The 26117-nt window shown below is 38.3% G+C and carries 26 protein-coding genes; 22 read left to right on the top strand and 4 right to left on the bottom strand.

The genetic code is table 11. The features are described 5' to 3' along the window. The 5 genes from V7112_RS03235 to V7112_RS03215 form a co-directional block, all read left to right on the top strand. Positions 1-1412 (top strand): tripartite tricarboxylate transporter permease (locus V7112_RS03235; RefSeq protein WP_335415351.1); only part of this gene is annotated, 1412 nt, incomplete at its 5' end. A gap of 101 nt (positions 1413-1513) precedes the next feature. Then, positions 1514-2512: a PdxA family dehydrogenase gene (locus tag V7112_RS03230; protein ID WP_335415348.1), complete on the top strand. Its 999-nt coding sequence runs from the start codon at positions 1514-1516 to the stop codon at positions 2510-2512. Positions 2513-2715: 203 nt separating this feature from the next. Next, positions 2716-3732 carry a dihydroxyacetone kinase subunit DhaK gene (locus V7112_RS03225; protein WP_335415345.1) on the top strand — a complete coding sequence of 339 codons (1017 nt, stop codon included), beginning with the start codon at positions 2716-2718 and terminating at the stop codon, positions 3730-3732. Continuing rightward, positions 3732-4391, top strand: a complete 660-nt coding sequence (dhaL, locus tag V7112_RS03220) for a dihydroxyacetone kinase subunit DhaL (RefSeq protein WP_335415341.1) — start codon at positions 3732-3734, stop codon at positions 4389-4391. Before V7112_RS03225 ends, dhaL begins: the two co-directional genes overlap by 1 nt. Beyond that, positions 4388-5176 carry a triose-phosphate isomerase gene (locus V7112_RS03215; RefSeq protein WP_335415338.1) on the top strand — a complete coding sequence of 263 codons (789 nt, stop codon included), beginning with the start codon at positions 4388-4390 and terminating at the stop codon, positions 5174-5176. Before dhaL ends, V7112_RS03215 begins: the two co-directional genes overlap by 4 nt. Positions 5177-5197: 21 nt before the next feature. On the opposite strand, the gene V7112_RS03210 is transcribed toward V7112_RS03215, so the two are convergent. Beyond that, the gene (locus V7112_RS03210; protein ID WP_335415335.1) at positions 5198-5968 is read right to left on the bottom strand and encodes a DeoR/GlpR family DNA-binding transcription regulator; all 771 of its coding nucleotides are present in this window, start codon (positions 5966-5968) and stop codon (positions 5198-5200) included. 267 nt (positions 5969-6235) lie between these two features. Between V7112_RS03210 and V7112_RS03205 the strand changes: the two genes are divergently transcribed. From V7112_RS03205 to V7112_RS03175, 7 genes are all read left to right on the top strand, one after another. Continuing rightward, a complete protein-coding gene (locus tag V7112_RS03205) occupies positions 6236-6718 on the top strand; it encodes an RpiB/LacA/LacB family sugar-phosphate isomerase (RefSeq protein WP_335415332.1) in 483 nt (160 codons plus the stop codon). Between the two features lie 38 nt (positions 6719-6756). Further along, positions 6757-7716, top strand: a complete 960-nt coding sequence (gene glpX / locus V7112_RS03200) for a class II fructose-bisphosphatase (RefSeq protein WP_335415329.1) — start codon at positions 6757-6759, stop codon at positions 7714-7716. A gap of 55 nt (positions 7717-7771) precedes the next feature. Further along, positions 7772-9784 carry a transketolase gene (gene tkt / locus V7112_RS03195; RefSeq protein ID WP_335415326.1) on the top strand — a complete coding sequence of 671 codons (2013 nt, stop codon included), beginning with the start codon at positions 7772-7774 and terminating at the stop codon, positions 9782-9784. Between the two features lie 130 nt (positions 9785-9914). Beyond that, complete coding sequence (locus tag V7112_RS03190) at positions 9915-10745, top strand: amino acid ABC transporter substrate-binding protein (protein WP_335415324.1); 831 nt, start codon at positions 9915-9917, stop codon at positions 10743-10745. Next, positions 10729-11433 carry an amino acid ABC transporter permease gene (locus V7112_RS03185; RefSeq protein WP_335415363.1) on the top strand — a complete coding sequence of 235 codons (705 nt, stop codon included), beginning with the start codon at positions 10729-10731 and terminating at the stop codon, positions 11431-11433. The genes V7112_RS03190 and V7112_RS03185 overlap by 17 nt, the downstream gene beginning before the upstream one ends. Positions 11434-11646: 213 nt before the next feature. Continuing rightward, positions 11647-12396 carry an amino acid ABC transporter ATP-binding protein gene (locus tag V7112_RS03180; RefSeq protein WP_335415321.1) on the top strand — a complete coding sequence of 250 codons (750 nt, stop codon included), beginning with the start codon at positions 11647-11649 and terminating at the stop codon, positions 12394-12396. Between the two features lie 79 nt (positions 12397-12475). Further along, on the top strand, positions 12476-13072 hold the full coding sequence (locus V7112_RS03175; protein WP_335415318.1) for an NADPH-dependent FMN reductase: 597 nt from the start codon (positions 12476-12478) through the stop codon (positions 13070-13072). Between the two features lie 125 nt (positions 13073-13197). On the opposite strand, the gene gucD is transcribed toward V7112_RS03175, so the two are convergent. The 3 genes from gucD to V7112_RS03160 all read right to left on the bottom strand — a co-directional run bounded on the left by gucD (position 13198) and on the right by V7112_RS03160 (position 16596). Beyond that, positions 13198-14667 (bottom strand): alpha-ketoglutaric semialdehyde dehydrogenase GucD, encoded by a 1470-nt coding sequence (gene gucD, locus V7112_RS03170; protein ID WP_335415315.1) that lies wholly within the window; start codon positions 14665-14667, stop codon positions 13198-13200. 33 nt (positions 14668-14700) lie between these two features. Further along, the gene (locus V7112_RS03165; protein WP_335415312.1) at positions 14701-15606 is read right to left on the bottom strand and encodes a fumarylacetoacetate hydrolase family protein; all 906 of its coding nucleotides are present in this window, start codon (positions 15604-15606) and stop codon (positions 14701-14703) included. Between the two features lie 291 nt (positions 15607-15897). Next, positions 15898-16596 (bottom strand): FadR/GntR family transcriptional regulator, encoded by a 699-nt coding sequence (locus V7112_RS03160; protein WP_335415310.1) that lies wholly within the window; start codon positions 16594-16596, stop codon positions 15898-15900. 475 nt (positions 16597-17071) lie between these two features. Here V7112_RS03160 and V7112_RS03155 point away from each other — a divergent pair, with 475 nt between their 5' ends. The 10 genes from V7112_RS03155 (at position 17072) to V7112_RS03110 (ending at position 25906) form a co-directional block, all read left to right on the top strand. Then, the gene (locus V7112_RS03155; protein ID WP_335415307.1) at positions 17072-17383 is read left to right on the top strand and encodes a UxaA family hydrolase; all 312 of its coding nucleotides are present in this window, start codon (positions 17072-17074) and stop codon (positions 17381-17383) included. Beyond that, the gene (locus tag V7112_RS03150) at positions 17370-18545 is read left to right on the top strand and encodes a UxaA family hydrolase (protein WP_335415305.1); all 1176 of its coding nucleotides are present in this window, start codon (positions 17370-17372) and stop codon (positions 18543-18545) included. The genes V7112_RS03155 and V7112_RS03150 overlap by 14 nt, the downstream gene beginning before the upstream one ends. A gap of 89 nt (positions 18546-18634) precedes the next feature. Next, positions 18635-19663 carry a C4-dicarboxylate TRAP transporter substrate-binding protein gene (locus tag V7112_RS03145; RefSeq protein ID WP_335415302.1) on the top strand — a complete coding sequence of 343 codons (1029 nt, stop codon included), beginning with the start codon at positions 18635-18637 and terminating at the stop codon, positions 19661-19663. Positions 19664-19800: 137 nt separating this feature from the next. Next, positions 19801-20283 carry a TRAP transporter small permease gene (locus V7112_RS03140; protein WP_335415300.1) on the top strand — a complete coding sequence of 161 codons (483 nt, stop codon included), beginning with the start codon at positions 19801-19803 and terminating at the stop codon, positions 20281-20283. A 1-nt stretch (position 20284) separates the two neighbouring features. Beyond that, positions 20285-21568 carry a TRAP transporter large permease gene (locus V7112_RS03135; protein WP_335415296.1) on the top strand — a complete coding sequence of 428 codons (1284 nt, stop codon included), beginning with the start codon at positions 20285-20287 and terminating at the stop codon, positions 21566-21568. Positions 21569-21627: 59 nt separating this feature from the next. Then, positions 21628-22644, top strand: a complete 1017-nt coding sequence (locus V7112_RS03130; RefSeq protein ID WP_335415292.1) for a zinc-binding alcohol dehydrogenase family protein — start codon at positions 21628-21630, stop codon at positions 22642-22644. A gap of 56 nt (positions 22645-22700) precedes the next feature. Continuing rightward, positions 22701-23036, top strand: a complete 336-nt coding sequence (locus V7112_RS03125) for a UxaA family hydrolase (protein WP_335415290.1) — start codon at positions 22701-22703, stop codon at positions 23034-23036. After that, on the top strand, positions 23020-24186 hold the full coding sequence (locus tag V7112_RS03120; RefSeq protein ID WP_335415287.1) for a UxaA family hydrolase: 1167 nt from the start codon (positions 23020-23022) through the stop codon (positions 24184-24186). The genes V7112_RS03125 and V7112_RS03120 overlap by 17 nt, the downstream gene beginning before the upstream one ends. A gap of 32 nt (positions 24187-24218) precedes the next feature. Further along, entirely contained in the window at positions 24219-24992 is a 774-nt protein-coding gene (locus V7112_RS03115) for an SDR family NAD(P)-dependent oxidoreductase (RefSeq protein WP_335415284.1), read from the top strand. Between the two features lie 17 nt (positions 24993-25009). Then, positions 25010-25906 carry a fumarylacetoacetate hydrolase family protein gene (locus V7112_RS03110; RefSeq protein ID WP_335415282.1) on the top strand — a complete coding sequence of 299 codons (897 nt, stop codon included), beginning with the start codon at positions 25010-25012 and terminating at the stop codon, positions 25904-25906. The last annotated feature ends 211 nt before the right edge of the window (positions 25907-26117 follow it).

The raw sequence follows: 26117 nt of genomic DNA, 5'->3' as shown, positions 1-26117 counted from the left end.
GAGTTAGTGGCACGATGTTAATTGTTATCCTAATGCCAGTCACCTATTCGTTTGAACCTGCTGCAGCATTTATCTTACTTACAGGTATTTATTCAATTACAGGCTTATCTGGTGCCTTCGGTTCAATCTTGTTACGAACACCAGGTACACCAGAAGCGATTTTTACAACTTATGATGGTTACCCCATGGCGCAGCAGGGATATGCCGGGAGGGCTTTAGGAATTACGATTTTAACCTCTGTTATTGGAGGATTATTTGGAGTATTTTGCTTAATTACATTAACACCTTTACTTGCAGAAGTGGCATTAACCTTCTCATCTCCTGAGTATTTTGCTTTGGCTTTTATGGGACTAACAGTTGTTGCGTCATTAAGTGGAAAAGACATTTTAAAAGGATTAATCGGAGTATTATTCGGATTAATGATTGCTACAATCGGTATGGATCCTCTAACAGGATCTTTGCGATATACATTTAATTCGCCTTCATTAACATCAGGTGTTGCATTAATTCCAGTTATAACAGGACTATTTGCCTTATCCGAATTTATTAAGAAAAGCACTGAATCAGAATCCTTAGGAAAAGCAATAAAGGTCGTAAAAACCAAAATATTTGAAAAAGAAATCTTTAAAAAAATCAGTGGAACCGTTGCTGGGTCATCGTTAATTGGGATGTTCATTGGGATTCTACCTGGAGTAGGGGCAACGACAGCCTCAATGCTAGCTTATAGTGAAACGGTTAGATGGTCAAAAGACGAGGAAAAAGAAACATTTGGAAAAGGAAACCCAAAGGGGATTGCAGCATCTGAAACAGCGAACAATTCCGCAGCCATGGGTACTTTAGTTCCACTTCTTTCTCTAGGAATACCTGGCGGTGCGACAGCAGCAATCCTAATCGGAGCATTCGTGTTACATGGAATGCAGCCGGGACCAATGTTATTTAAAACAAATCCTGAATTAATGTATACCATTTTTGCGGGATTGTTAGTGTCAAACGTACTTATGTTATTTGTTTCAACACCTTTTATTAAGCTATTTGAGCAAATCATAAAAATTCCTTATTCAGTATTAGGCCCAATCATTGTTGTACTATGTGTTATCGGAACATATACGGTCAGAAATAGCTTCTTTGACATTATCATCATGGTGATCTTCGGGGTGATTGGATATTTACTAGAAAGATTTAAATTCCCATTAGCCACGATTATTTTAGGTGTTGTATTAGGCCCGATTGCAGAAAGTCAGTTTAGACGTTCAGTTCAAATGTCTGATGGTGATTATTCAATCTTCTTTACAAGACCAATAACTGTCTCATTAATTGTGGTATCACTACTAATGTTATTCTTCCCATTAGTCACTGAATATCTGAAAAAACGTAAAAAGAATAACAATTCCAATATTAATCCAACAGCATAAAACAAACTATATTTAACACTTTCCTAAGTATTATCACTGTCACTATTTTATTAAATATATTGAGCTAAAAAGAATTTTACATACCTAGAGGGGGAGTTATCATGAGTAAACCAACGATTGGATTATTATATGGCGATGCTGCAGGTGTTGGACCTGAGGTAGTCGCAAAATCATTTGCAAACAAAGAAATTTTAGAGTCGGCTACTTGGATTTTAATTGGAGATGAACGTATTTTTAGCCGGGGAGCACGTACTGCCGGACAAGAGTTAACCTACCAAAAAGTAGAGAACATTGATGAAGTGAATCCAGATGTTTCATCATTATGGCTAATCGATACAAAGAATACAGATCCTGCTGAAATCGAAATGGGTGTACTTAACGAGAAATCAGGTAAGGCAGCCGGTGACAATCTAGTATTTGCATTAGAGCTTGCGAAGCAGGAAAAGATAGACGGTCTTTCGTATGGTCCAATGAACAAAAGTGCGCTATATCAAGGGGGATATGCATATAAAGATGATATCCATTTGGTCGCATCTGTTTTTGGTTTGGAATCAGGCTTCATGGAAGTAAACGTAATGGACGATGTTTGGTTTACACGAGTTACATCTCATATTCCTTTAAAGGAAGTTGCAGAAAATATCACGAAAGAAAATGTTTTAAACAGTATTCTTTTTGCAGATAAAATCGTTTCGAAAGCGGGAATTGAGCCGAAAATTGCAGTTGCTGGATTAAATCCACATGCTGGTGATAGTGGACTATTGGGAGATGAAGAGAATGAAATCATCTCACCTGCAGTTGAAGAAGCGAAAAGTCAAGGTGTCAATGCGCATGGACCTTTCTCAGCAGATACCATTTTCCTACGGTTGAAAAAGGAAAACTTCAACTGCCTACTAGGTATGTACCATGACCAAGCACAAATTGGTATGAAAACTCTTGGGTTTAATAAAGGTGTAACCATTAGTGGCGGCCTACCGATTGTTATTACTACACCTGCACACGGTACAGCATTTGATATTGCAGGTAAGGGCATCGTAGATTCAAGTGCATTTGAAGAAGCACTTAAACTTGGCATCAAATTAATCAATAACGGATACAAATAATGTCTTTTAAAAGGAGGAGTGCCTGATTGGTCGATAAATTGGCTATTTGGTACTCCCTTTTTATTAATCTATTTTTCATTTAAGAATATCAATTTGTAAATTGACAGTGTTTAAATAAAAGATTAAAATAATAAATGAAAGCAAACAAAAATAATTAAAATTGTTTTATTATTTTATATATTTCTTATCAGGGGGGACAGCAAGTGAAAAAGATAATCAATAATCCTAGCCATGTTGTACAAGAAGCAATCGAAGGTTATATGTATGCATATAAAGACTCGTTAATTAAAGTAGATAATGTAAACGGAATCATCCGTAAAGACATAAAGGACAAGGTTGCCATTGTTACGGGCGGCGGAAGTGGACATGAACCATTATTCCTGGGCTTCGTCGGGGAAGGTCTTGCTGATGGGGTTGCAATTGGAAACGTATTCGCAGCACCAACTCCAAATACAGTTCAAGCCGTTGCTCAAGCAGTTGATCAAGGTAAAGGTGTCTTATTTGTTTATGGAAATTACGCTGGTGACGTACTTAATTTTGATATGGCAGCTGAACTATTAGATTTTGAAGATATTCAAACACGAACTGTTTTAGTAGCTGATGATGTCGCATCAGCACCTGAAGAGCGCAAAGGTGACCGCAGAGGAATTGCAGGTGACGTTTTTGTCATTAAAATTGCAGGTGCGGCTTCAGAAAAAGGCTGGTCCCTTGAGGAAGTAACACGTGTAACACAAAAGTGCGCAGATCAAACATTTTCCATTGGTGTCGCCACATCACCAGGTTCTATTCCAGGGGAAACGGAACCACCATTTGTGTTAGGTGATGATGAAATTGAGCTAGGAATGGGAATTCACGGAGAACAAGGAATTAGACGTACTAAACTAATGCCTGCAGATGAGTTAACTGATGAATTACTAGAGACATTAATAGAGGAAAGCAAGATTCAAGCTGGAGATGAAGTGGCTGTTTATGTAAACGGTTTAGGCTCTACAACATTACTAGAATTATTGATTGTCAACAGAAGAGTCGCCCAAATTTTAGAGGAAAAAGGCATTAATATTTATGATATGGATGTTAATAGCTATTGTACAACCCAAGAGATGGGCGGATTTTCTATTACACTCTTAAAATTAGATGAGGAATTAAAAGATTTATATAATGCTCCTGCACATTCACCATATTACAACAAAGCTGAAAAAGTTAAAGGAGGAGTCAGATAATGTCTACTCAAACGCTAAATGCTCTTAATCCAAATCAAGTTAAGGAAATGTTTTTATATGTCGGTGAAAAGGTAGTAGAAAGTAAGCCATTACTAACAAAGATTGATAGCGCGATCGGTGATGGTGACCATGGAATCGGAATGTCGGTTGGTTTTACGAAGGCCGATGAGAATTTAAAAGCTAATGAATTTACAACAGTTAATGATGTGTTTAAAACGATTGGTATGTCGATGATTTCCTCCATGGGAGGGGCATCTGGTGTGATTTTTGGTACAATGTTTGTTGGCGGAATCAAGGGGCTAGAGCGAAAGGAAACACTTGAACTGGCGTCATTAACTGAGATTTTTGAAAAGGCACTAGACGCAATTAAACAACGTGGAAAAGCTGAACTCGGAGACAAAACAATGATTGATGCATTTCAACCTGCTGTTGAAGCTTTAAAAGCAAGTGCTGCTGCGAATGATAGCTTCATAGATGGACTTCGTAAAGCAGAATCTGCAGCCCTTGAAGGTGTGGAAGCTTCAAAAGATTATATCGCGAAGTTTGGTCGAGCAAAATCTCTAGGAGATAGAGCAATTGGCCATCAGGATGCAGGTGCTACAACCGTTTCGATTATCTTCAAATCGATGAAGGAATGGGTAGAAGGTCAGGACCAATGAGTAGGGTATGGATCGGCACCAATTGGAAAATGACGAAAACAATTGCTGAAGGAATTTCTTATACAAAGGAATTAAAGCAAATTGCAAGCGAGCTTCATTCAAATATTGAGTTGTTTATCATTCCTTCTCACACAGCATTAGTTGATATAAAAAAGGAAGTCGCTGACTCAAGAATCAAGCTTGGTGCACAAAATATGCACTGGGAGGATTCAGGTGCTTATACAGGCGAAATCTCGCCCAAAATGTTAAATGAGATTGGTTTAGACTTAATCGAGTTGGGTCATTCCGAGCGTAGACAATATTATAATGAAAATGATGCAGATATTAATAAAAAGGTGTTCGCAGCGCTGAAGTATGGAATGAAACCTTTAGTTTGTATTGGTGAAAATATCGTGCAAAAGAATAACTCAATTTCACGTGAGGTACTTGCTTCGCAGTTAAAGGTATGTTTAAAAGGACTCTCCGAGGAACAGGCTAAGCAAGTTCTCATAGCCTATGAGCCTGTTTGGGCAATCGGAGAAAATGGAATTCCAGCGGATCCTGAATATGTCTGGGAAATTCATTCCTTTTTACGTGAGACATTAGTCGAAATGTTTCCAGAAATCGGCCTTGAGATTCCAATTTTGTATGGTGGAAGTGTCAACCTCGATAATTTCCTAAAATACATAGATCATCAGGATGTTAACGGATTGTTCGTAGGAAGAACTGCGTGGAATATGGAGACATTTACAATCCTGCTTCACGAGCTTGAAAAGCATCTATATCATCAAGAAAGGATACTCTGAGTGAGTATCCTTTCTTAGCGTTTATATAACTTTAATGTTTTGTTTTGCTAATTCTTTTAGGAAGCTGACATCCAATTCCTTTTCACAAATAATCGTATCAAGCTGGTCACAGGTTGCAAAGGTTGCAATTGAACTTGTACCAATCTTTGAATGGTCTAATAATGCAACAATCTTATCTGCCTTACCTGCCATCACCTTTTTTAATTCTACTTCATAAACATTAAAATCGGTCAGCCCTTCCTCAATTGAAAAACCTCTGGCAGATGTAAACATGGTATCGATATTGATTTTATTTAAAACATTCGTACCTAATAAACCTTCAAGTGCCATTGAACCCATTCTCGCCATACCACCAACTAATATAACATTTACTCCTGGGTTTTCCTTTAATTCAATCGCGGCAGAAATCCCATTTGTTACAACTGTTATATTTAAAGTAGACTGTCTTATTAATCTAGCTAAAGCAAGGGCTGTCGTACTAGCATCTAGCAAGATACAGTCTTTTTGGTTGATTAGATTAATTGCTTTTTGTGCAATGATGTTTTTCGAATCAGGATTTTTCTTCTCACGCTCAGAAAAGCTTACCTTCGGCGATGTTAAATCTTCGTTTAACACTGCGCCGCCATGAGTACGAGTCAACAGACCTTCGTCTTCCAACACATTAAGATCGGTTCTTAATGTCGCTTCGGAAACGTTTACATCTCTGGCTAAGTCCTTAACTGTTACTCGTTTTTTTTCCTCGAGTATATTTAATATTAATTGCCTTCTTTCAGTAGCGAATAATTTATTCATGTTTACCCCTCATTTGAATCAAAATAAAAATAAAAAATAATTAAAATAAAAAATATTAAGGTTACCTAAGTATTCATCACTAATTAAAGTTTAATCCTATTTCTTATAGAAGGCAAGGGTTTATTTGATTAATATAGGATATTTTGTTTATTGTAAAAACAAAAACAAACGAAAATAAATGTTGATAAAAGAAAATAATTAATATAGAATAATAGTATAGTAATAATGAATAATAACTCCGTGTAAACAAACGAAAGGGGATTCGAAATGAAAATTGGTATTGGGTGCGATAACAATGCTTTCGATTTAAAAGAAATCGTAAAAAGCTTTGTTGAGGAACTTGGTCATGAGGTTGAAGACTTTGGCTGCTTTTCAAAGGATGCGGTTGATTATCCAGATGTAGCTTTTAAGGTAGCAGCAGGTGTAAGTAATGGCGAGGTGACAAGGGGAATTTTACTTTGCGGTACTGGAATTGGAATGTGCATTGCAGCCAATAAATATCCAGGAATTCGTGCAGCTCTTACTCACGATGTATATTCCGCTGAAAGAGCTCAATTAAGTAACGATGCTCAAATTATCACGATTGGCTCTCAAATTATCGGACCAGAAGCTACGAAAAAGGTTGTTGCGGCATACCTAAATTCCCATTGGGCTGGTGGCTCTCAACGTAAGGTCGATAAAATCGTAAATCAAGAAAAAGAGTTTTTCACAGAAATCAGTAAAGAAATCTCTTCAAATTCTTGTAGCTAATTTTGGGACGAAAAGCATTTGCTAAGGAGTGTTCTCCAATGAATCAATTAATCTATGATTTTTTACGTGTAACAGAATCTGCTGCCATTGCTTCACTTCCTTGGGTTGGAAGCGGAAACAAAATAGAAGCCGATCGGGCCGCAACGAATTCAATGAGAACAATGTTAAGTCAAGTTGAGATGGACGGCATAATTGTTATTGGTGAAGGTGAAATTGACGAGGCGCCAATGCTTTATATTGGTGAAAAGGTTGGAACAGGTAAGGGGAAACAAATCGATATAGCGGTAGATCCGATTGATGGAACAACCTCCACATCGAAAGGGCAAAATGATGCGATTGCTGTTATTGCCGCTGCTCCAAAGGGTACCTTACTACACGCACCAGATATGTACATGGAAAAAATCGCAGTTGGTCCAAAAGCAGCAGGAAAAATCGATATAAATGCGCCACTTGAAGAAAATTTGTATGCGGTTGCAAAGGCGTTAGGAAAGAAAGTACATGAGCTAACCGTCATTATCCAGGATCGGGGCAGACATCAGGAATGGATTGATATTGTTCGGGGTTTAGGTGCAAAAACATATTTATTTGAAGATGGGGATGTTATTCCAGCGATTTCTACTTGTATTGAATCATTGCACGCTGATTTGTTTATTGGAATTGGAGGCGCTCCTGAAGGTGTATTAGCGGCTGTTGGTATTAGAGGCTTAGGCGGAGAAATGCAGGCTCGACTTCTTCCAAGAACAGATGAAGAGCTCGAAAGATGTAGAATTATGGGGATTGAAGATATTAATAAAGTATTGAAACTTGAACAATTAGTTGCAACCAACGATTGTGCATTCGTTGCAACAGGTATCACAAGTAATATGCTTCTCAATGGAATCAAACGAGATGAAAACAAAATCATCACCCACTCTATCATGATTAATGGCAATGATCAAAACTTAAGATGTACCGAAACAGTGCATCTGGGTCAGAGGGACAGGTTCCTTGTCCCATAAATCAATAAACTGGGACAAGGGACCTGTCCCCATGTCCCAAAAGGAGGTAACGATAATGGTAAAAACAGTTTCAGTTGATCAATTATCGGTAAATGCCATTCGTACGTTATCGATTGATATGATTGAAAAAGCAAACTCAGGGCATCCCGGATTACCAATGGGTGCAGCGCCAATGGCATACGTACTTTGGACGGACTTTTTAAAGCATAACCCTAAAAATTCAAACTGGTTTGATCGTGATCGCTTTGTTTTATCTGCTGGTCATGGTTCCGCTCTTTTATATAGTCTTTTACACCTCTCTGGCTACAATGTGACTATTGATGATTTAAAAAACTTCCGTCAATTTGGTTCAAAAACACCAGGACATCCAGAGGTTCATCATACAGATGGTGTAGAAGCGACAACTGGACCACTTGGACAAGGGATTGCGATGTCAGTTGGAATGGCAATGGCAGAGCGGTTTTTAGCAGCTAAATACAATAAGGAAAATTTTTCGATCATTGACCACTATACATATGCCCTTGTTGGCGATGGTGACTTGATGGAGGGAATTTCTCATGAAGCGGCATCATTAGCAGGTCATTTAAAACTCGGTAAGCTAGTCGTTTTATATGATTCAAATGATATTTCGTTAGATGGAGATCTAAATCGTTCCTTTTCTGACAGTACCGAAGAACGTTTTATAGCCTATGGCTGGCAGGTTATACGCGTTGAAGATGGCAATGATTTAGATGCCATTCGAGATGCTATTCAACAAGCAAGAAACAATACGAGCAAACCAACCTTAATAGAAATCAAAACTGTAATTGGCTATGGTTCACCAAATAAAGCGGGCTCTTCGGATGCACATGGAGCACCACTTGGTAAAGATGAAATTCATTTAGTAAAACAATCATTTAATTGGAATTACGCGGATTTCGAAGTTCCAACAGAAGTATATAATGATTTTAAAGAAAAGATTGTTGAACCTGGCATTGCTGGAGAAGAGAGATGGAATGAATTATTTGCAGCTTATAAAGGTGAAAATCCTAAAGATGCGGTCGAGCTAGAAAGAGCAATCCAAGGCGAGCTACCTGAAGGCTGGGAGCAAAATCTACCTCAATTCACACCAGGAATCGATACGCTAGCAACTCGTGCATCTTCTGGAAAAATCTTAAATGCGATTGCCAAAGCTGTTCCATATTTTATCGGCGGAAGTGCCGATTTAGCCGGATCCAACAAAACCACGATTACTTCTGAGGATGACTTCACACCAACTCATTTTGCAGGACGCAATATTTGGTTTGGTGTTCGTGAATTTGCAATGGGAGCAGCATTAAATGGAATGGCCCTTCACGGTGGGGTTAAAGTATTCGGAGGAACCTTCTTCGTATTTAGTGACTATTTAAAACCAGCAATCCGCTTATCTGCATTAATGAATACACCGGTTACTTATGTGTTAACACATGATTCAATTGCGGTAGGGGAAGATGGCCCGACACATGAACCGGTTGAACAGCTTGCTGGGTTACGTTCAATTCCAAATCTATCTGTAATACGTCCGGCTGATGGTAACGAAGTGCAAGCTGCGTGGCGCTTAGCTGTTGAAAGTAAGAATCAGCCAACAGCACTCGTGTTAACGAGACAAAATCTTCCTACCCTTGAAGGAACAAATGAGAAAGCCTATGATGGTGTAAAATTTGGAGCTTATGTTGTTAGTAAAGGGGAGAAAGAAGTCCCTGATGCATTACTACTTGCTACCGGTTCAGAGGTACAGCTTGCTGTTCGCGCTCAAACAGAACTAAAAGCAAAAGGCATAGACGTCAATGTTATCAGTATGCCTTCCTGGGATCGCTTTGAAAAACAAGATGAAGCATACAAAGCGAGTGTACTACCTGTAAATGTAAAGGCAAGGGTCGCTGTTGAAATGGCATCATCAATGGGCTGGCATAAATATGTCGGAGAAAATGGAATCATCTTATCGGTTGATACCTTCGGTGCATCTGGAAACGGAGATAAACTAATCGAAGAATTTGGATTCACTGTTGAAAATGTAGTGAAACAAGTAGAGAAACTAGTGATAGCATAAATGAGAGTGGAGTCAGCGGATTCGTGCTGGCTTCTTTTTTATCTTACCCACCCAGTGAATGAGAATAGGTAAACTTGTAAAATCTACTAGTAAGTAGAAACACAAATTTATTAAACTGGGGGTACTAACAATGAAGAAATTACTTTTTCTTTTTTCGATTTTATTTACAATATCCTTTGTCCTAGCAGGGTGCGGTGGCACGGATGAAGATAACAATGCTAATAATGAAGAAAACAACAATGCGGCACAAACGGGCACATTGTTTGATGAAATCAAGGACAAAGGTGTTTTAACTGTAGGAACAGAAGGTACGTATGCACCTTATACCTTCCATAATGAAGAGGATCAATTAACAGGCTATGACGTGGAAGTAATTAGAGAAGTTGCAAAGCGGATGGACCTTAAAGTGGAATTTATGGAGACCCAATGGGATTCGATGTTTGCGGGTCTTAATTCAAAACGTTTTGATTTAATTGCAAACCAAGTGGGAATTAACGAGGACCGTTTAGCCAATTATGATTTTTCAGAACCGTATACATACTCATCAGCTGTCCTTGTTGTTCCAAAGGATAATAGTGACATTACGACATTTGCGGACTTAAAAGGAAGAAAAGCGGCGCAATCCTTGACGAGTAATTACGGTGCAATCGCCCAAGAAAATGGTGCTGAAATAGTTGGTGTAGAAGGGCTTGCCCAGTCGATTCAATTAATCAAGCAAGGACGAGCGGAGGCGACCGTTAATGATAAACTCGCAGTCCTTGATTATATCAAATCACAGGGTGATAAGGATATTAAAATTGCAGCTAGCTCAGAAGATGTTTCAGAGATGGCCTTTACCTTTAATAAGGGTAATGAAGATTTGGTGAAAGCTATTAATGAACAATTGTCTGCAATGAGGGATGACGGAACTTTAGCTAAAATCTCCCAGGAATGGTTTGGTGAAGATGTTTCTACAAAATAGCCTACTATTAACAATTACTGCAAATATGGAGGGATGGGAGCTATTCATGAACTCCCTTCCTTCCATGCTTTCAGGTGCAATTCAATATACGATTCCACTCACCCTTATTTCTTTTATCGGTGGACTTATACTTGCTTTGTTCACAGCGATGATGCGATTGTCGAAATCAAGACTTGTCCAGGCTCCTGCTATTATCTATGTTTCAGCAATTCGCGGAACACCTTTACTTGTGCAATTATTTATTATTTTTTACGGACTACCCAATATCGGGGTGAATATTGACCCTTTCCCGAGTGCAGCAATCGCCTTTATTTTAAATGTTGGTGCTTATGCATCTGAAATTATTCGCGCATCCATTCTATCGATTCCAAAGGGTCAATGGGAAGCGGCATTTACGATTGGAATGACAAGATGGACAGCGCTAAGGCGGATTATTCTTCCACAGGCGACAAGGGTCTCGGTACCTCCGTTGTCCAATTCATTTATCAGTCTGGTAAAAGACACATCCCTAGCTTCACTAGTTTTAGTTGCAGAATTATTCCGTAAGGCACAGGAGATCGCAGCAAGGACATACGATTTCCTTCTATTGTATGTGGAAGCGGCCCTGATTTATTGGGTCATTTGTTTTATCTTATCCCTAGTCCAAGCAGGGCTAGAACGAAGATTAGACCGTTATGTGGCAAGGTAAAGTGAAATTTATATCAGTTGGGGGTTTCTTCATCCCCTACTGATGGTTAGTTGAGGCCACAGGATGTGGGTCACAAAGACGTTGCCACAGGAAGTGGCAATCTTATTATAGTCTTTGTTCATTTAATCGGGCTTTACGGGCAGTCTATCACCCACATAACCTTCTCTAGAGGGGGGCTTACTGCCCATTAATGCGGGGTAAAGAGGTGAGGGTATGTTTTTAACGGTAAAAGGCTTGGCTAAATCATTTGGTGAAAATGAAGTATTAAAAAATATCGAAATCAGTGTAGGAAAAGGAGAAGTAGTTTCCATTATCGGTCCGTCCGGTTCCGGAAAAACAACAATGCTCCGTTGTTTTAATGGGTTAGAGCAACCGGATAAAGGGATTTTTCAGTTCGAAGATGGGTTTTCGCTTAATTTTTCTGAAAAAATGAGTAAACAGGATAGAACCCGGTTAAGTAGAAAATCAGGGATGGTTTTTCAATCCTACAACCTTTTTCCACATAAAACAGCTCTTCAAAATGTAATGGAAGGTCCTGTTATTGTTCAAAAACGACATAAAACCGAGGCAAGAACTGAAGCAGAGGAACTGCTAGAAAAGGTCGGATTAAAGGAGAAAATGAATTTATTTCCCCACCAACTTTCAGGTGGACAGCAGCAACGGGTTGGGATCGCAAGGGCATTAGCCCTAAAACCTGAATTGATTTTATTTGATGAACCAACCTCAGCATTAGACCCTGAACTAATCGGAGAAGTTTTAAAGGTAATGAAGGACTTAGCAACCGAAAACTGGACAATGATCATTGTGACTCATGAAATTCAATTTGCAGGAGAAGTATCCGACAAAGTCCTGTTTATGGATGGGGGGTACATCATCGAACAAGGAACTCCTGATGAAGTATTGAAAAAACCAAAGGAAGAGCGGACAAAACAGTTTTTACAACGAATTCTAAATCCTACATAAAAATGGAAGAATAAAGTTCATATGGTCTAGGGAAATTAATATTGTAATGCTTTTCTTAACTACATAGGTGGTGTTAAGTATGGGCTTTTTAGACAAACTGTTTGGCAAAAACAAAGCAATGGAGGAACCAAGAATGACTGATGAAAAATTAAATATAGGGATTATTTTAGGAAGTACTCGTGAAGGACGCGTAAGTCCACAGGTCGGAGAATGGGTAAAGGGGTATGGTGACAAGAAAGGGAATGCGAATTACGAAATTGTAGACATTAAAGATTATGATTTACCGTTTTTAGGAACTGGAGATTCACCTGGAATTGCGAAATGGAATGAAAAATTAGCAAATCTCGACGGATTTATATTTGTTGTCGCTGAATACAATCACAGTATAACAGGAGCATTAAAAAATGCGCTCGATTCGGCCCGTGAAGCTTGGTACAACAAATCCGCTGGAATTGTTAGCTATGGTTCAACCGGAGGTGCTCGAGCAGCTGAACATCTCCGTGGTATCTGTGGTGAATTAAACATTGCAGATGTTCGCACCCATCCAACATTATCACTCTTCCTAGACTTTGAAAATGGAACTGATTTTAAACCACAGAATATTCACGACGATAATATGAACATGCTTTTAGACCAAGTCGTTTCTTGGGGTAAAGCATTGAAGACAGTACGATAGAATCATGAAAAAGCAACGTTCAACTTGTGAAGCGTTGCTTTTTTATGTTTGAATCAATGGAGACATCATATGGAAATCCTAAGAAGTGGGGAAAATCCCAAGTGATAGACCTAGTTTTTTATGTATTATGACCCTTTAATAAACACAGTTTTAATGGATGTAAAGAACTCAATTGCTGCCTGACCTTGTTCTCTGGAGTGGGAACTTGATTGTTTCATACCACCAAAAGGAGCCTGTAATTCAACTCCAGCGCTTTCAGCATTTACACGAACAAGACCTGCGTCCATATCTTCGATAAAATGTAGCATTTTTTGAATATTGTTCGTAAAGACCGACGCACTTAATCCGAACTTCACATCATTAGCAATGTTCAGAGCCTCTTCGAATGTCTCCACTTTCATTAATGCTAGGACTGGACCAAAGATTTCTTCCTGAGTTAACGTCAACTCATGATTATTTACTTCAAATACTGTAGGTTCAACAAAGAAACCATTGTTACATCCATTATCTAAATAACGGTTACCGCCGCAAAGAAGCTTGGCACCTTCCGCTTTTCCTTTTTCAATATAGGATAAGACAGTATTAAGTTGGCTTTCGCTAGCACATGGTCCCATCCATATACCATCTTCGATTCCATTTCCTAATTTGATTTCTTTCACTTTTTTTACTAGTTTTTCTCTAAATTCATCATAGATATCCTTATGCACCAGGACACGGCTTGTTGCCGTACATTTTTGTCCAGTAGACCGAAGGCCGCCACTGATTGTTGCCTCAATGGCTAAATCTAAATCTGCGTCTTCAGCCACAATAACTGGATTTTTACCACCCATTTCTAGCTGGTACTTTGCTCCGCGTGATAATGCCCCTTGCCCAACAAGTCTTCCAACAGCATCCGATCCAGTAAAGGTAATCCCATTGACATCTGGATGATCGACTAGCTGTTGTCCGACGACGGAACCAGAGCCAACCACCAAATTTACAACGCCTTCCGGTAAGCCAGCGTCAGCAAAGCATTCAATAACTTTTGCCGCTGTTACTGCTGTTTCAAGTGCAGGCTTGATCACAACCGTATTTCCGTAAATTAATGCAGGAGCCATTTTCCAAATCGGTATCGCTACTGGGAAATTCCATGGAGTAATAACACCAACAACACCAAGAGGTGCACGAGTAGTAAACATCAGTGCCCCAGCTTCAGATGAAGGGATTACATCGCCAACCCTACGCATGCCTTCACCAGCATAATAGCGTAAAATTGCTACACCACGGGCAGTTTCACCTTTTGCCTCTGGAAGAGTCTTTCCCATCTCTCGTGTCATTGTTTCTGCAATATCATCAAGACGTGATTCAAGAATATCGGCCACTTTAAATAAGTATTTTCCTCGGTCAGCACCTGCTAGTTTACTCCATGACTTTTGTGCTTTCTTCGCCGCTTCAACTGCTGTATTTACATCTCTAATCGTAGACTTCTGTACGTATCCGACAATTTCACTTTTGTTGGCAGGGTTGATACTTGCTACCGTTTCAGTATTCTCTGATTCAATCCATAAACCATTTACAAAGTTTAAAAATATTTTTGTTTCAGTTTGAGTTGTCATTACAAAATCCTCCTTAAGAGATTATCTATTTATCTATTCATTCACTATTTTTGTCGCAACTTGATTTTTGACGATATTAGATAAGATGCCAATCCCAGAGATTTCAATATCAATCCGGTCCCCATCAGATAGGGTGAACTCATTTGGAGGAACAATACATGTTCCAGTAAGTAGGACATTACCAGGGAAAATAATATTATCTTTCTTCAAATATGAAACAAGCTCATCAAATCTGCGATTTAATTGACTTGTACTAGCAGAGCCTTCAAACACAAGTTCCTCTTGATGATAGATCCGGCAAATTATATTAAATTGATATGGATCTTCAACAGAATCAGCTAATAAAACCGCAGGTCCTATCGAACAAGATCGTGCCCACATCTTAGCTTGCGGTAAATAAAGAGGGTTTTCTCCTTCAATATCACGGCAACTTAAATCATTTCCAATTGTATAGCCGATAATTTCTCCCTCACTATTAAGAACAAGTCCAAGTTCTGGTTCTGGAATCTGCCAGTTTGAGTCACTTCTTAAATAAAGATCTCTATTAGGTCCAATTGTTCGTTCTTTTGTTGACTTAAAAAAGATTTCTGGACGCTCTGCATCATAAACCTTGTCGTAAAAAGTTTCACGATCTAGTTTCCCGTCCGTCGCTTCATAGTTACGTGCTTCTCTACTCTTTTTATAGGTTACACCAGATGCCCATACTTCTGGGGCCTCAACTGGTACCTGAAGGTTTAACTCTTCAAGGCGCTCCTTTAATGGCAAACTATCTTCAATGATTGTCTGAATCAATTCTGTTGTTTTTACATTTTTGTTTTTTGCTGCTTCAACCAGCTTCATCAAATCGCTAAATGGAAGTGAGTAAATATTGCCTTCTTGAGTTACGACTGCAAGTGTAGTTTTCTCTTCATTTTTTTGTTCAAATCGAATAATTTTCATAAGGTCCCCCTAATCTTCTTTGTAGTATTTGTATAATCGGTGTGCTTGGTAATATTGTAATTTTTTTAAAGTGACTTTATGTTCTTAAGATGAATTATAGGTAACTAATGCCTTACTCAACAGTGCTTCGATGAATTGGAACGCTTCGACCAATTCTTTATTTTAGTCAGGTACTCTGGTACTACCACATAAAACTTATCATCATTTTATGAATATTGCAATAATCATTTCGGAACAAAAGACATAAAAAAAGGTCTAAACCAATCGGTTTAGACCTAATTTATTTGAATTCTATTTGGTTTGTTTATAAAATTTTTTGGCTCCGGAAAAGTTTAGTTCAATGGCTTCTCTTACCTTTTCATGGTTTCGTTCTTTGATGGCCTTGATTAATTTTATCCGGGAATTGAGACTGTTCTCCTGTGCCCCAGGGACATTTAAAATTTTGAGCATTGATTGGTTTCGAAGATGAACAATGGTCTGCATTAACTTGTTATAGATTTTATTACCGCTACATGAGCCCATATATAGATCAAAATCATCTAATAAACGTTGAAATTCGTCCTTGTCATTTTTTGGTGTCTTTTTCAAATCTACCATAATTTCATCTAAAACTTTAATCTCATCTTCAGTCATACGTTCGGCAGCTTCTATATAAACTTCAGATTCGATTAATTTCCTTGCAGCATAGACTTCCTCCAAATTATTTACCTCGTTATGATACATCCAAAGAATAGTCTCGGCAGGAAGCATTGATTCTTTACCACTAACAAAACTACCTTCCCCAGGTTTAATCGTGATCATGCCAATGAGTGCAAGCGCTCTTAGAGACTCACGTATCCGACCTCTATTTACTTGGAATTCTTCTGCCAATAATCGTTCGTTTGGAAGCTTATCTCCGGGTTTTAATTCATTTGAAGTAATCCATGAAGCTACTTGCTCTAGAATTTGCTCCGTTAAAGTCACTCGTTTTATAGGATTGATTTTTACCATCTACACCACCCTTAGTGAATAATTTTTTTGGTGCTACCAGAATACCATAAAATATGCTAGAAAAAAATATAAATGATTTGGAATAAATCTTGCAATTTATTAAGTCTGTAAAATAGTTGATAAGAAAAGCAAGAAATGAATTTGTATAAAGGGTTTGATAGACAGGGACAGGGTTTATAAAAACTAAATTTAATTTTAAAAAGAATTAGAAAATTTATTGAAAACAGAAAAGTTACGTGGTAACATCTTATTACTGGTACTACCACCCAGTGATATTTTTATTATTAAGTTTGTATGTAAGCGGTTTATTAACAGTCTTGAGAAGTAGAATCCATAAAGGGGGAAAGACAATTTAATAAACTACGTCATTTTTTGGTGTTTCGTGGTACTACCATCATATGTTTGAAGAAAAAGTACTTGTAGTCTTTGAAACAATTATAAAACGAAAATACCTCTAATAGGAGGATGAGTGAGATTGGTTGATAAAAAATATCGAACATTAGTCATGCAACCGATAGACAGTGTTGCAGTTTCTTTACAAGATATACCCCAAAACGAGGAGGTAGAGATTGAATTAACATCTGAAATATCAAAGAAGATTATTTTAAAAGATAAAATCCTTTTTGGTCATAAATTTGCTGTGAAGGCGATCCGAGAAGGAGAAACCATTTTAAAGTATGGAGAAGTTATTGGCAGAGCCATTAGGGATATTGCGGAAGGTGAACATGTTCATGTTCACAATCTTGAAGGAACACGAGGAAGAGGTGACCAAATTGGAACTAACTAAAGAAGGAAAATTTTTAGGATATCGACGACCAGATGGAAAGGTAGGAGTACGAAATCACGTTTTAATCTTGCCTACAATTACCTGTGCAACACAAACAGCTCAAAGAATTACAGAACTTGTTCATGGGACGGTGACTTTCATTCACCAACATGGCTGTGCACAAGTTGGAATCGATTATGACCAAACATTTCGAACTTACGTTGGTTTAGGGAAAAACCCAAATGTTTATGGAGTTGTTGTTTTAGGATTAGGTTGCGAAACACACCAAGCAAGAAGTGTCGCGGCGGAAATTGCCAAGTCAGGAAAACCGGTAGTAACCATCTCGATTCAAGATCATGGTGGAACTTTAACTACAATCGCAAAGGGAGCACAAGCAGCCGCTGAACTTGTTCAGGAAGCCTCTGCTCAAATGAGGGAATTATGTGATTTCAGTGAATTGATCATTGGCACAGAATGTGGAGGATCTGATGCCTGTTCAGGTTTATCGGCCAATCCAGCTGTAGGTGCGGTTAGTGATCTGATTGTTGAAAGAGGTGGAACTTCCATTTTAGCAGAAACCACCGAATTAATTGGAGCTGAGCATCTACTGGCGAAACGCGCCGCAAACGACAGAGTGGCAAAGCGGGTATATGAGGTCATCGAGGCAATGGAGAATCGCTCCATTTTCATGGGTGTAGATATCAGAACTGGAAATCCAAGTCCTGGAAATATTGAAGGAGGATTAAGTTCCTTAGAAGAAAAATCTCTAGGAGCAGCTAATAAAGCTGGGACTAGCGAGTTAAAAGAATTAATTGATTATGCAGAAGAACCAACTGAAAAAGGGTTAGTTTGGATGGATACACCTGGACATGATATTGAACAATTAACTGGAATGGTTGCCGGTGGCGCTCAAGTGGTTCTATTTACAAGCGGAAGAGGAACACCGACAGGTTCACCAATTGCTCCCGTTATTAAAATTTCGACAAACACAGGTATGTTTGAAAGAATGCGTGACAATATGGACCTAAATGCGGGTACGATTATTGAAGGGAAAGAAACTGTACAAGAGGTTGGAAAGAGAATATTTGATGAAATTGCATTAGTCAGTTCTGGCAAACTAACAAAAGCTGAAATATTAAAACAACATGACTTTGGCATCTGGAGAATAGGTCCAACCTTCTAATCTATTAAAAAGAAGTTGTTTAATGGAATCAACTGGATTGTAAGTAAATCCGTTTGAGAATAAATTATAAGAAAAAAAGGGGTAATAGTATGAAGAGAAGTCAAAAATGGATGTCTGTTTTATTGATTGCAATGTTGGTAGCCTTTTTATCTGCATGCTCATCAGGTTCAAGTTCCACTTCATCTGGAAAAGGCAATGATGAAAAAATTTCAATCAATGTTGCCCATGGAAATCAGCCTGGAGAACCGATTGACCTATTAGCAAAAAAATGGAAGGAATTAGTTGAAGAAAAGAGTAATGGGAAAATTGAATTAAAACTTTATCCAAGTTCCCAATTAGGATCTGAAAAGGATGTTCTCGAACAAGCAACTATGGGAAATAATGTGATTGTTATGGCAGGATATGACTTCTTAATGGACTATGTACCAGATGCTGGAATTATGACCGCTCCGTATATTACAGATAGCATTGATGACTTGTTATATTTAACAACAACTGACTGGTTTAATGAATTACATGAAGCCTTAAACGAGAAAGGAATTCATATTGTTACAACGAATACTGTATACGGTGAACGTCAACTGTTAACGACTAAACCAGTTTTATCACCAGACGACTTAAAGGGAATGAAAATCCGTGTACCAAACAACCAAATGTCGATTGCTACATTTGCGGCATTAGGGGCTACACCAACTCCAACACCGTTAGGGGATTTATATACTTCCCTTCAACAAGGACTTATTGATGGTGCTGAAAATCCCCTTCCAGTACTTGAAGGGGTAAAGGCACATGAAGTCTCAAAACATCTAACACTTTCAGGTCATCAAAAGTTTATAACAACGTGGGTTGCAGGAAAGAGTTTCATCGATACACTACCTGAAGATGTTGTACAACTTCTTGAAGAAACAGGTGATGAGGCTGGAGAATATGCAAGAGGAGTACTAGAAGAACAAACTAATAGCGTCTTAGAGGAATTTAAAAAGCAAGGCGTAGAAGTACACGAAGTTAATGTAGACCAGTTTAAAGAAAAAGTTCAAAGCGTATATGCAGAGTTTTCAGAATGGACTCCAGGTTTATACGATAGAATTGTAGAATTGCTAGAAAACAACCCATCCTAGTAAAATTCCATTCTGAGAAAAGGTTTTACCTACTTTCTCAGAATGGATTAATAATTTTTCTTTAAAAACTAAAGTTTATTAATCTCTTTTTTACATAGCATTTTAAACATAACTCGGGAAAACAGGAGGGACAGATTATGCCGAAAAAATGGTTTTACCCAATTGATGATATTATGTCTGTTTTCGCTATATCGCTAATTTCGTTCTTAACGATTATCAATGTTTTTTGCCGCTTTGTATTAAATGATCCTATTTCATGGGCGGAAGAAATAACACTTGGCTGTTTTATTTGGCTCATTTTTATTGGAGTAAGTTCGGCAATGAAAAGGGATGGACATATCGGAGTAGATTATTTAATTCAAAAGATGCCTAAAGTCATGCGTAATGTGTGCACAGTCATAGGAGCAGCAGCAATTTATTTTGTACTTATTTATATCTTTATCTATTTAGGTTTCCAGCTCGCATTTCAAGCTGGCAATAAAGTAACTCCTGTATTAGGAATTAGTTACACCTATATTGATCTTGCTGTTCCTATTGGAGGATTGTTGACAGCTATTCATTTTACAATTAAGCTGATTCGTTCTTTCCAAACAGACTTAGAGAAAAAGGAGAGAGCATGATATGGCCTTAACTCTTATGTTAATCGTACTAGTTGTATTATTTTTAATTAATGTTCCTATCGCGTTTGCTATGATTGTAGCTTCGGCAGTTTATTTCTATTTCTCGGATAGCTTTTCTATGATGGTTCTCATCCAGAGAATGATCGGTGGGGTGGAATCGGTACCACTGCTAGCCATTGTTTTCTTTATGACAGCGGGGATTCTTATGAATTACACAGGTATAACTTCAAGGATGCTCCGATTTGCTCAAGTTGTTACTCGACCACTTCCTGGAGGTCTTGCTCAAGTAAACGTTGTTCTTAGTACACTAATGGGAGGCTTGAGCGGTTCGAACATTGCGGACGCAGCAATGCAATCAAAAATACTAGTTCCTGAGATGATCAAAAAGGGTTATTCAAAGTCGTTTTCCACTGTGTTAACAGCATCAACGTCTTTAATTACCCCGATTATTCCACCGGGAATTGCCCTAATCATGTATGGTTATGTAGGAAATGTTTCGATTGGTAAATTATTTTTAGCTGGTATTATTCCCGGACTCCTTCTTTGTTTAACTTTTATGATCTACGTTCATTTCTACGCAAAAAAACATAACCTAGAAACGGAAAAAGGGGAAAAAGTCACATTAAAGGAATTTTTATCTAGTTTCAAGGATGCCTTATTAGCCCTTCTTCTACCTGTTATTATCATCGGTGGAATTCGCTTTGGTATATTTAGTGCAACAGAGGCAGGAGCATTTGCGGTATTGTTTGCTTTAGTACTTGGATTGGTTGTCTATCGAGAAATGAAGATAAAACAGTTAATGGAGGCTTTATTAGAAACGGCTCATACTGCAGCATCTATTCTAATTATTATTGCAGCAGGTTCTGCATTCGCTTGGGTCCTTACTTTAGAACAGGTACCACAAAAAATGACAGAGTTTATGGTTGGAAATGTTTCTTCCACTATCATGTTCTTTATCGTAGTCCTTTTATTCCTTTTAGTCATAGGAATGTTTGTTGAAGGTAACGTCACAATCATTATCTTAACACCGTTATTTATGCCGATGCTAATGCAGTATGGAATTGACCCTGTTCATTTTGGGATTTTCTTCATTGTCTGTATTAGTATTGGAACCTTAACACCACCTTTAGGGACAATTATGTTTGCAACTTGTTCAATTACAGGAACTAAGATTGAGGAATTTGTTAAACATAGCTGGCCGTTTTTACTACTCTTGGTGATTGTAGCACTGTTAATCGCGTTTATTCCAGCAATCTCAATGTTGCTACCAAATACACTATTTTAAATAGATGTAGGGTCTAGGTTCAAATAGACCCTTATTTCATTAAAAGGGAGTCACGAAGGATGAAAACGATTGTCTGTCAAGAACCGGGGAATATGATAATGGTTGAACAAGAAGTCCCTACAGCTTTAGGGGAAAAGAATATAATGATTCGTGTGAAGAGAATTGGAATTTGCGGTACAGACTTACATGCGTTTGCGGGAAACCAGCCTTTCTTTCAATATCCACGTGTACTTGGTCATGAACTTTCGGGGATTGTGGAAAAAGTCGGGGAAAAGGTCCAAAAATTTAATTTAGCTGACCGAGTCTCGGTTATTCCGTACATGCATTGCGGTGAATGTATTGCCTGTAAGAATGGAAAAACAAATTGCTGTACCCAAATGCAAGTAACGGGTGTACATATAGATGGTGGTATGACGGAATATCTTGTACTTCCGGAAAGCCATGTTGTAAAAGTAAATGAACTTTCATTAGATGCTGCAGCCATCATCGAACCTTTAAGTATTGGGGCTCATGCTGTAAGAAGAGCTCAGATTCAAAAAGGGGAAAGTGTACTGATTATTGGAGCGGGTCCAATTGGGCTTGGTACTGCAAGGTTTGCAAAACTCCAGGGGGCGAAAACAACCATAATGGATATCAGTAAAGAGCGCTTAGCTTTTGCTAGAGAATGGACCGGTTGTGATCGTGTGTTGGTGGCCGAAAATGATGTTGATCTTGTTAAAGAACTCATGACTATTAATGAAGGTTACTTACCCACAATTGTCCTAGATGCAACTGGAAATAAGCATTCTATGATGAATGCCTTCAATTACGTCTCGCATGGTGGAAAACTAATCTATGTGGGCCTTGTGAAGGATCAAATAACTTTCAATGACCCGGATTTTCACGCAAAAGAATTAACTTTGATGGGAAGCAGAAATGCAACGATTGAAGACTTCAATTATGTCATTGATTGTATGAATCAAGGAAATGTTGATATAGACACTTATATCACACATAAAATTCCATTTGGAAAAGTAGCAGAGTACTTCCAAGCAAAAATGTACAATACGAATAAAGTATTAATTGAACTAGATTAGAGACAATGTTCTTGCATGATGACCGATTTAATAATTTTATGGAAAGGTATGATGACATGGACAAATTCGTACAAGAAATCAATAGTATTGTTATGTCCGAGATTGATAATGTTGCTACACTTCTACAAGAAACCGTGTCCGGTGGTGTTGCACAATTCATGTATAACGGAAAAAAGGAAGAATTGATTTTAAAACAAGCAATACCTTTTGGCCATAAAATTGCGATTAAGCCAATTTCAAAAGGAGAAAATGTTGTGAAGTATGGGCAAGTCATTGGTGCAGCAAGTGCTGATATTTCACCTGGAGAGCATGTCCATGTACATAACATTGAAGGAATTCGAGGCAGAGGAGATAAAGCGAAAGGAGTGGAAACGAATGAGCACTCTTATTAAGGGATATCGTCGACAAAATGGGAAAATTGGCATCCGTAATCATTTACTTATTATCCCGACAGTTGTGTGTGCAAATCACGTATCAAATCGAATTCAACAATCTGTACCTGAATCCGTAGCGATTCCACATCAGCATGGCTGCAGCCAAATTGGTGAAGACAAAGAACGTACTCATAAGCTACTTGCAGGTATGGGAAAAAACCCAAATGTCGGTGCCGTTTTATTAGTAAGCTTAGGCTGTGAAGTTATTGACGCTAGTGAATTACAGAAGGAAATCATAGAAGAAACAGGAAAGCCAGTTGAATGGATCGATATTCAAGATGTCGGCGGTTCAATAAAAGCGATTCAAAAAGGCTCAGAAATCCTAAAGAAATTATATAAAGAAATTGAAAATAGTCCGACTGAGGATGTACCTCTATCAGAATTAATAGTTGGAGTAAAATGTGGCGGCTCAGATTCAACTTCAGGACTATGTAGTAACCCGGCGTTAGGAAAAACATCTGATTTGCTCACCGCACAAGGCGGCACAATAGTGATGGGAGAAACAACTGAAATCATTGGTGCTGAACATATTGTGGCTGAAACAGCAATCAATGAAGAAGTCGCAAAGAAAGTCTATATGGCGGTTGAAAAATTTGAAAAAGAAGTTGAGCGCATCGGAGCGGATATGCGAGGCGGAAATCCTAGCCCAGGTAATATCGAAGGTGGTTTATCGACCATTGAAGAAAAATCACTTGGTTGTATTAGTAAGGCTGGAACAAGCCCATTGAAGGATGTTATTCCATTTGCAGATCAAATTCCAGGTAAGGGCTATTATTTCATGGACTCTCCAGGTAATGATATTGAGTGCGTTTCTGGCATGGCTGCTGCAGGCGTACATATGGTTTGTTTTACAACAGGAAGAGGGACACCAACTGGAAACCCAATTATTCCAGTCATCAAAATTACGGGCAATGAGTTAACAGCAAAAAAGATGGAAGACAATATTGATGTCGACACTAGTCCAGTTATGAAAGGGAACGAAACGTTAGACGAAGCAGGTAGCCGAATTCTTGAAACAATCGTTAATGTGGCAAATGGAGAGTTGACGAAAGCTGAATTTTTAGGCCATCAAGAATTCAGTATAAGTAGAATCAGCATCAGTCTTTAATAGAAGGAAGTCATTGAAGTGGAGGTTACATTGTGAGACTACAAAATAAGGTTGCAATTATAACAGGCGCTGGAAGTGGAATTGGGAAAGAAACAGCACTCTTATTTGGAAAAGAAGGCGCAACGGTAAATGTTCTCGATGTAAATATCGAAAATGGTCAACAAACTGTCGCTGAAATTGAAAATAATGGTGGGAAGGCAGCATTTTATCAGGTAGATGTGACAAACCCGACAGAAGTAGAGAATGTCATTTCAGTAATTGTCGAAAAAAATGGAAGAATTGATGTGTTATTTAATAACGCTGGAATCAGCAATGTAGGAAGATTAGACGAAGTTGAGCCTGATGCATGGAATCGAATTATGCAAGTAAATGTAAACGGTGTCTATCTCGTTTCCAAATATACGGCTCCTTTTATGATGAAACAGCAAAGCGGTTCAATCATTAATATGTCATCATGCGTTGCGGAAATTGGATTAGCAAAACGTGCTGCTTATGCGGCAACAAAGGGAGCTGTACTTGCAATGTCAAAATCTATGCAAGTCGATTATGCTCCTTACAACATTCGTGTTAACGCGCTACTTCCAGGTACAATCATGACACCATTCGTAGAGGATTATTTACGAACAAGTTATGATAATCCAGAAGAAGCAATCGGAAATATCAAAAAAAGACAATTAAGTGGAGATTTAGGTAGACCGGATGATGTGGCTAAGGCTGCGTTATTCCTTGCTTCTGATGATTCTTCATTTGTGATGGGATCACCATTCTATGTAGATGGCGGAGCCGTTTTTGGGAAAAATGCTTAATTTGGGAGGAATAGATCATGAAATTTGCAACTATTAATGAAAAGCTAGCGGTGCAACTTGAAGGAAAATTAATTGATATTGAAGCAACAGCAACACAAAATAACTGGGATGGCATCCCAACAGATGTGATGGAAGTTATCAATTTTAACGATGTGGAAATAAAAAGGTTCGAAGAAAAACTAATGAACGCAGTACAAGACGATCGCGTTGTGGCGTACGATGAAAATGAAGTAACATGGGGTCCTGCGGTTACAAAACCTCATAAAATTATTTGTGTTGGTTTGAATTACAAAAAGCATGCCGATGAAACAAATGCTCCGTACCCAGAATTTCCAATTCTATTTAATAAATTTGACAACACTTTAACAGGACACAACTGTGAAATTGCGGTGCCTAATGTGACAAATGAACTCGATTACGAGGTTGAACTAGGAATCGTAATAGGCAAGAAAACAAAGGATGTGTCAGAAGAAGACGCTCTTTCTCATGTATTTGGCTACTGCACAGTAAACGACCTGTCCGCACGTGACTTACAAATGAGAACACATCAATGGTTATTAGGAAAAACTTGTGACGGTTTCAGTCCAGTTGGTCCGTATCTAGTAACATCTGATGAGGTTGGAAATCCAAATGATCTTACGTTGAAAACATACGTAAATGGTGAACTACGTCAGGATTCTAATACATCGGACATGATTTTCAATTGTGCAGAAATCGTAAGTTATATCTCAAAATACATGACATTAGAGCCCGGCGATTTAATTCTAACAGGAACTCCTGAAGGCGTCGTATTGGGTCTCCCTGTCGAGGAACGTGTATACATCCAACCAGGTGATGAGGTTACGGTCGAAATTGAAAAATTAGGCCGTCTAACCAATGCATTTGTTAAAGAGGAATCTTTGGTAAAAGCTTAAGGGGTACACCGTAGCTTACATACCAGATTAAATCAAACCCCTATTGGAAATGGGATTATTTACGAAAGGAAAGCCAAGCTTTCCTTTCTATTTTATTTTCAGAAAGAAATTTGAACTAGTTATTGGTCATATGTTTGTCCTCCAAGATGCCCCAGTAGCCATGTTGAACTTGAAAATTTACATATTTTCTATTCTTGCTAAATACAAGTAT

The sequence above is a fragment of the Bacillus sp. JJ1566 genome (assembly GCF_036962685.1).
Classification (GTDB): domain Bacteria; phylum Bacillota; class Bacilli; order Bacillales; family Bacillaceae_L; genus Ferdinandcohnia.
The sequence above is the reverse complement of the archived record's forward strand: the minus strand, read 5'-3'. Positions and strand labels throughout refer to the sequence as shown.

Coding starts and splice junctions, on each gene's coding strand:
- V7112_RS03145 (WP_335415302.1), top strand. CDS start 18,635: ATGAAGAGAAGTCAAAAATGGATGTCTGTTTTATTGATTGCAATGTTG.
- V7112_RS03165 (WP_335415312.1), bottom strand. CDS start 15,606: ATGAAAATTATTCGATTTGAACAAAAAAATGAAGAGAAAACTACACTT.
- gucD (WP_335415315.1), bottom strand. CDS start 14,667: ATGACAACTCAAACTGAAACAAAAATATTTTTAAACTTTGTAAATGGT.
- V7112_RS03125 (WP_335415290.1), top strand. CDS start 22,701: ATGGACAAATTCGTACAAGAAATCAATAGTATTGTTATGTCCGAGATT.
- V7112_RS03120 (WP_335415287.1), top strand. CDS start 23,020: ATGAGCACTCTTATTAAGGGATATCGTCGACAAAATGGGAAAATTGGC.
- tkt (WP_335415326.1), top strand. CDS start 7,772: ATGGTAAAAACAGTTTCAGTTGATCAATTATCGGTAAATGCCATTCGT.
- V7112_RS03205 (WP_335415332.1), top strand. CDS start 6,236: ATGAAAATTGGTATTGGGTGCGATAACAATGCTTTCGATTTAAAAGAA.
- dhaL (WP_335415341.1), top strand. CDS start 3,732: ATGTCTACTCAAACGCTAAATGCTCTTAATCCAAATCAAGTTAAGGAA.
- V7112_RS03190 (WP_335415324.1), top strand. CDS start 9,915: ATGAAGAAATTACTTTTTCTTTTTTCGATTTTATTTACAATATCCTTT.
- glpX (WP_335415329.1), top strand. CDS start 6,757: ATGAATCAATTAATCTATGATTTTTTACGTGTAACAGAATCTGCTGCC.
- V7112_RS03180 (WP_335415321.1), top strand. CDS start 11,647: ATGTTTTTAACGGTAAAAGGCTTGGCTAAATCATTTGGTGAAAATGAA.
- V7112_RS03230 (WP_335415348.1), top strand. CDS start 1,514: ATGAGTAAACCAACGATTGGATTATTATATGGCGATGCTGCAGGTGTT.
- V7112_RS03110 (WP_335415282.1), top strand. CDS start 25,010: ATGAAATTTGCAACTATTAATGAAAAGCTAGCGGTGCAACTTGAAGGA.
- V7112_RS03130 (WP_335415292.1), top strand. CDS start 21,628: ATGAAAACGATTGTCTGTCAAGAACCGGGGAATATGATAATGGTTGAA.
- V7112_RS03185 (WP_335415363.1), top strand. CDS start 10,729: ATGTTTCTACAAAATAGCCTACTATTAACAATTACTGCAAATATGGAG.
- V7112_RS03210 (WP_335415335.1), bottom strand. CDS start 5,968: ATGAATAAATTATTCGCTACTGAAAGAAGGCAATTAATATTAAATATA.
- V7112_RS03140 (WP_335415300.1), top strand. CDS start 19,801: ATGCCGAAAAAATGGTTTTACCCAATTGATGATATTATGTCTGTTTTC.
- V7112_RS03175 (WP_335415318.1), top strand. CDS start 12,476: ATGGGCTTTTTAGACAAACTGTTTGGCAAAAACAAAGCAATGGAGGAA.
- V7112_RS03135 (WP_335415296.1), top strand. CDS start 20,285: ATGGCCTTAACTCTTATGTTAATCGTACTAGTTGTATTATTTTTAATT.
- V7112_RS03160 (WP_335415310.1), bottom strand. CDS start 16,596: ATGGTAAAAATCAATCCTATAAAACGAGTGACTTTAACGGAGCAAATT.
- V7112_RS03215 (WP_335415338.1), top strand. CDS start 4,388: ATGAGTAGGGTATGGATCGGCACCAATTGGAAAATGACGAAAACAATT.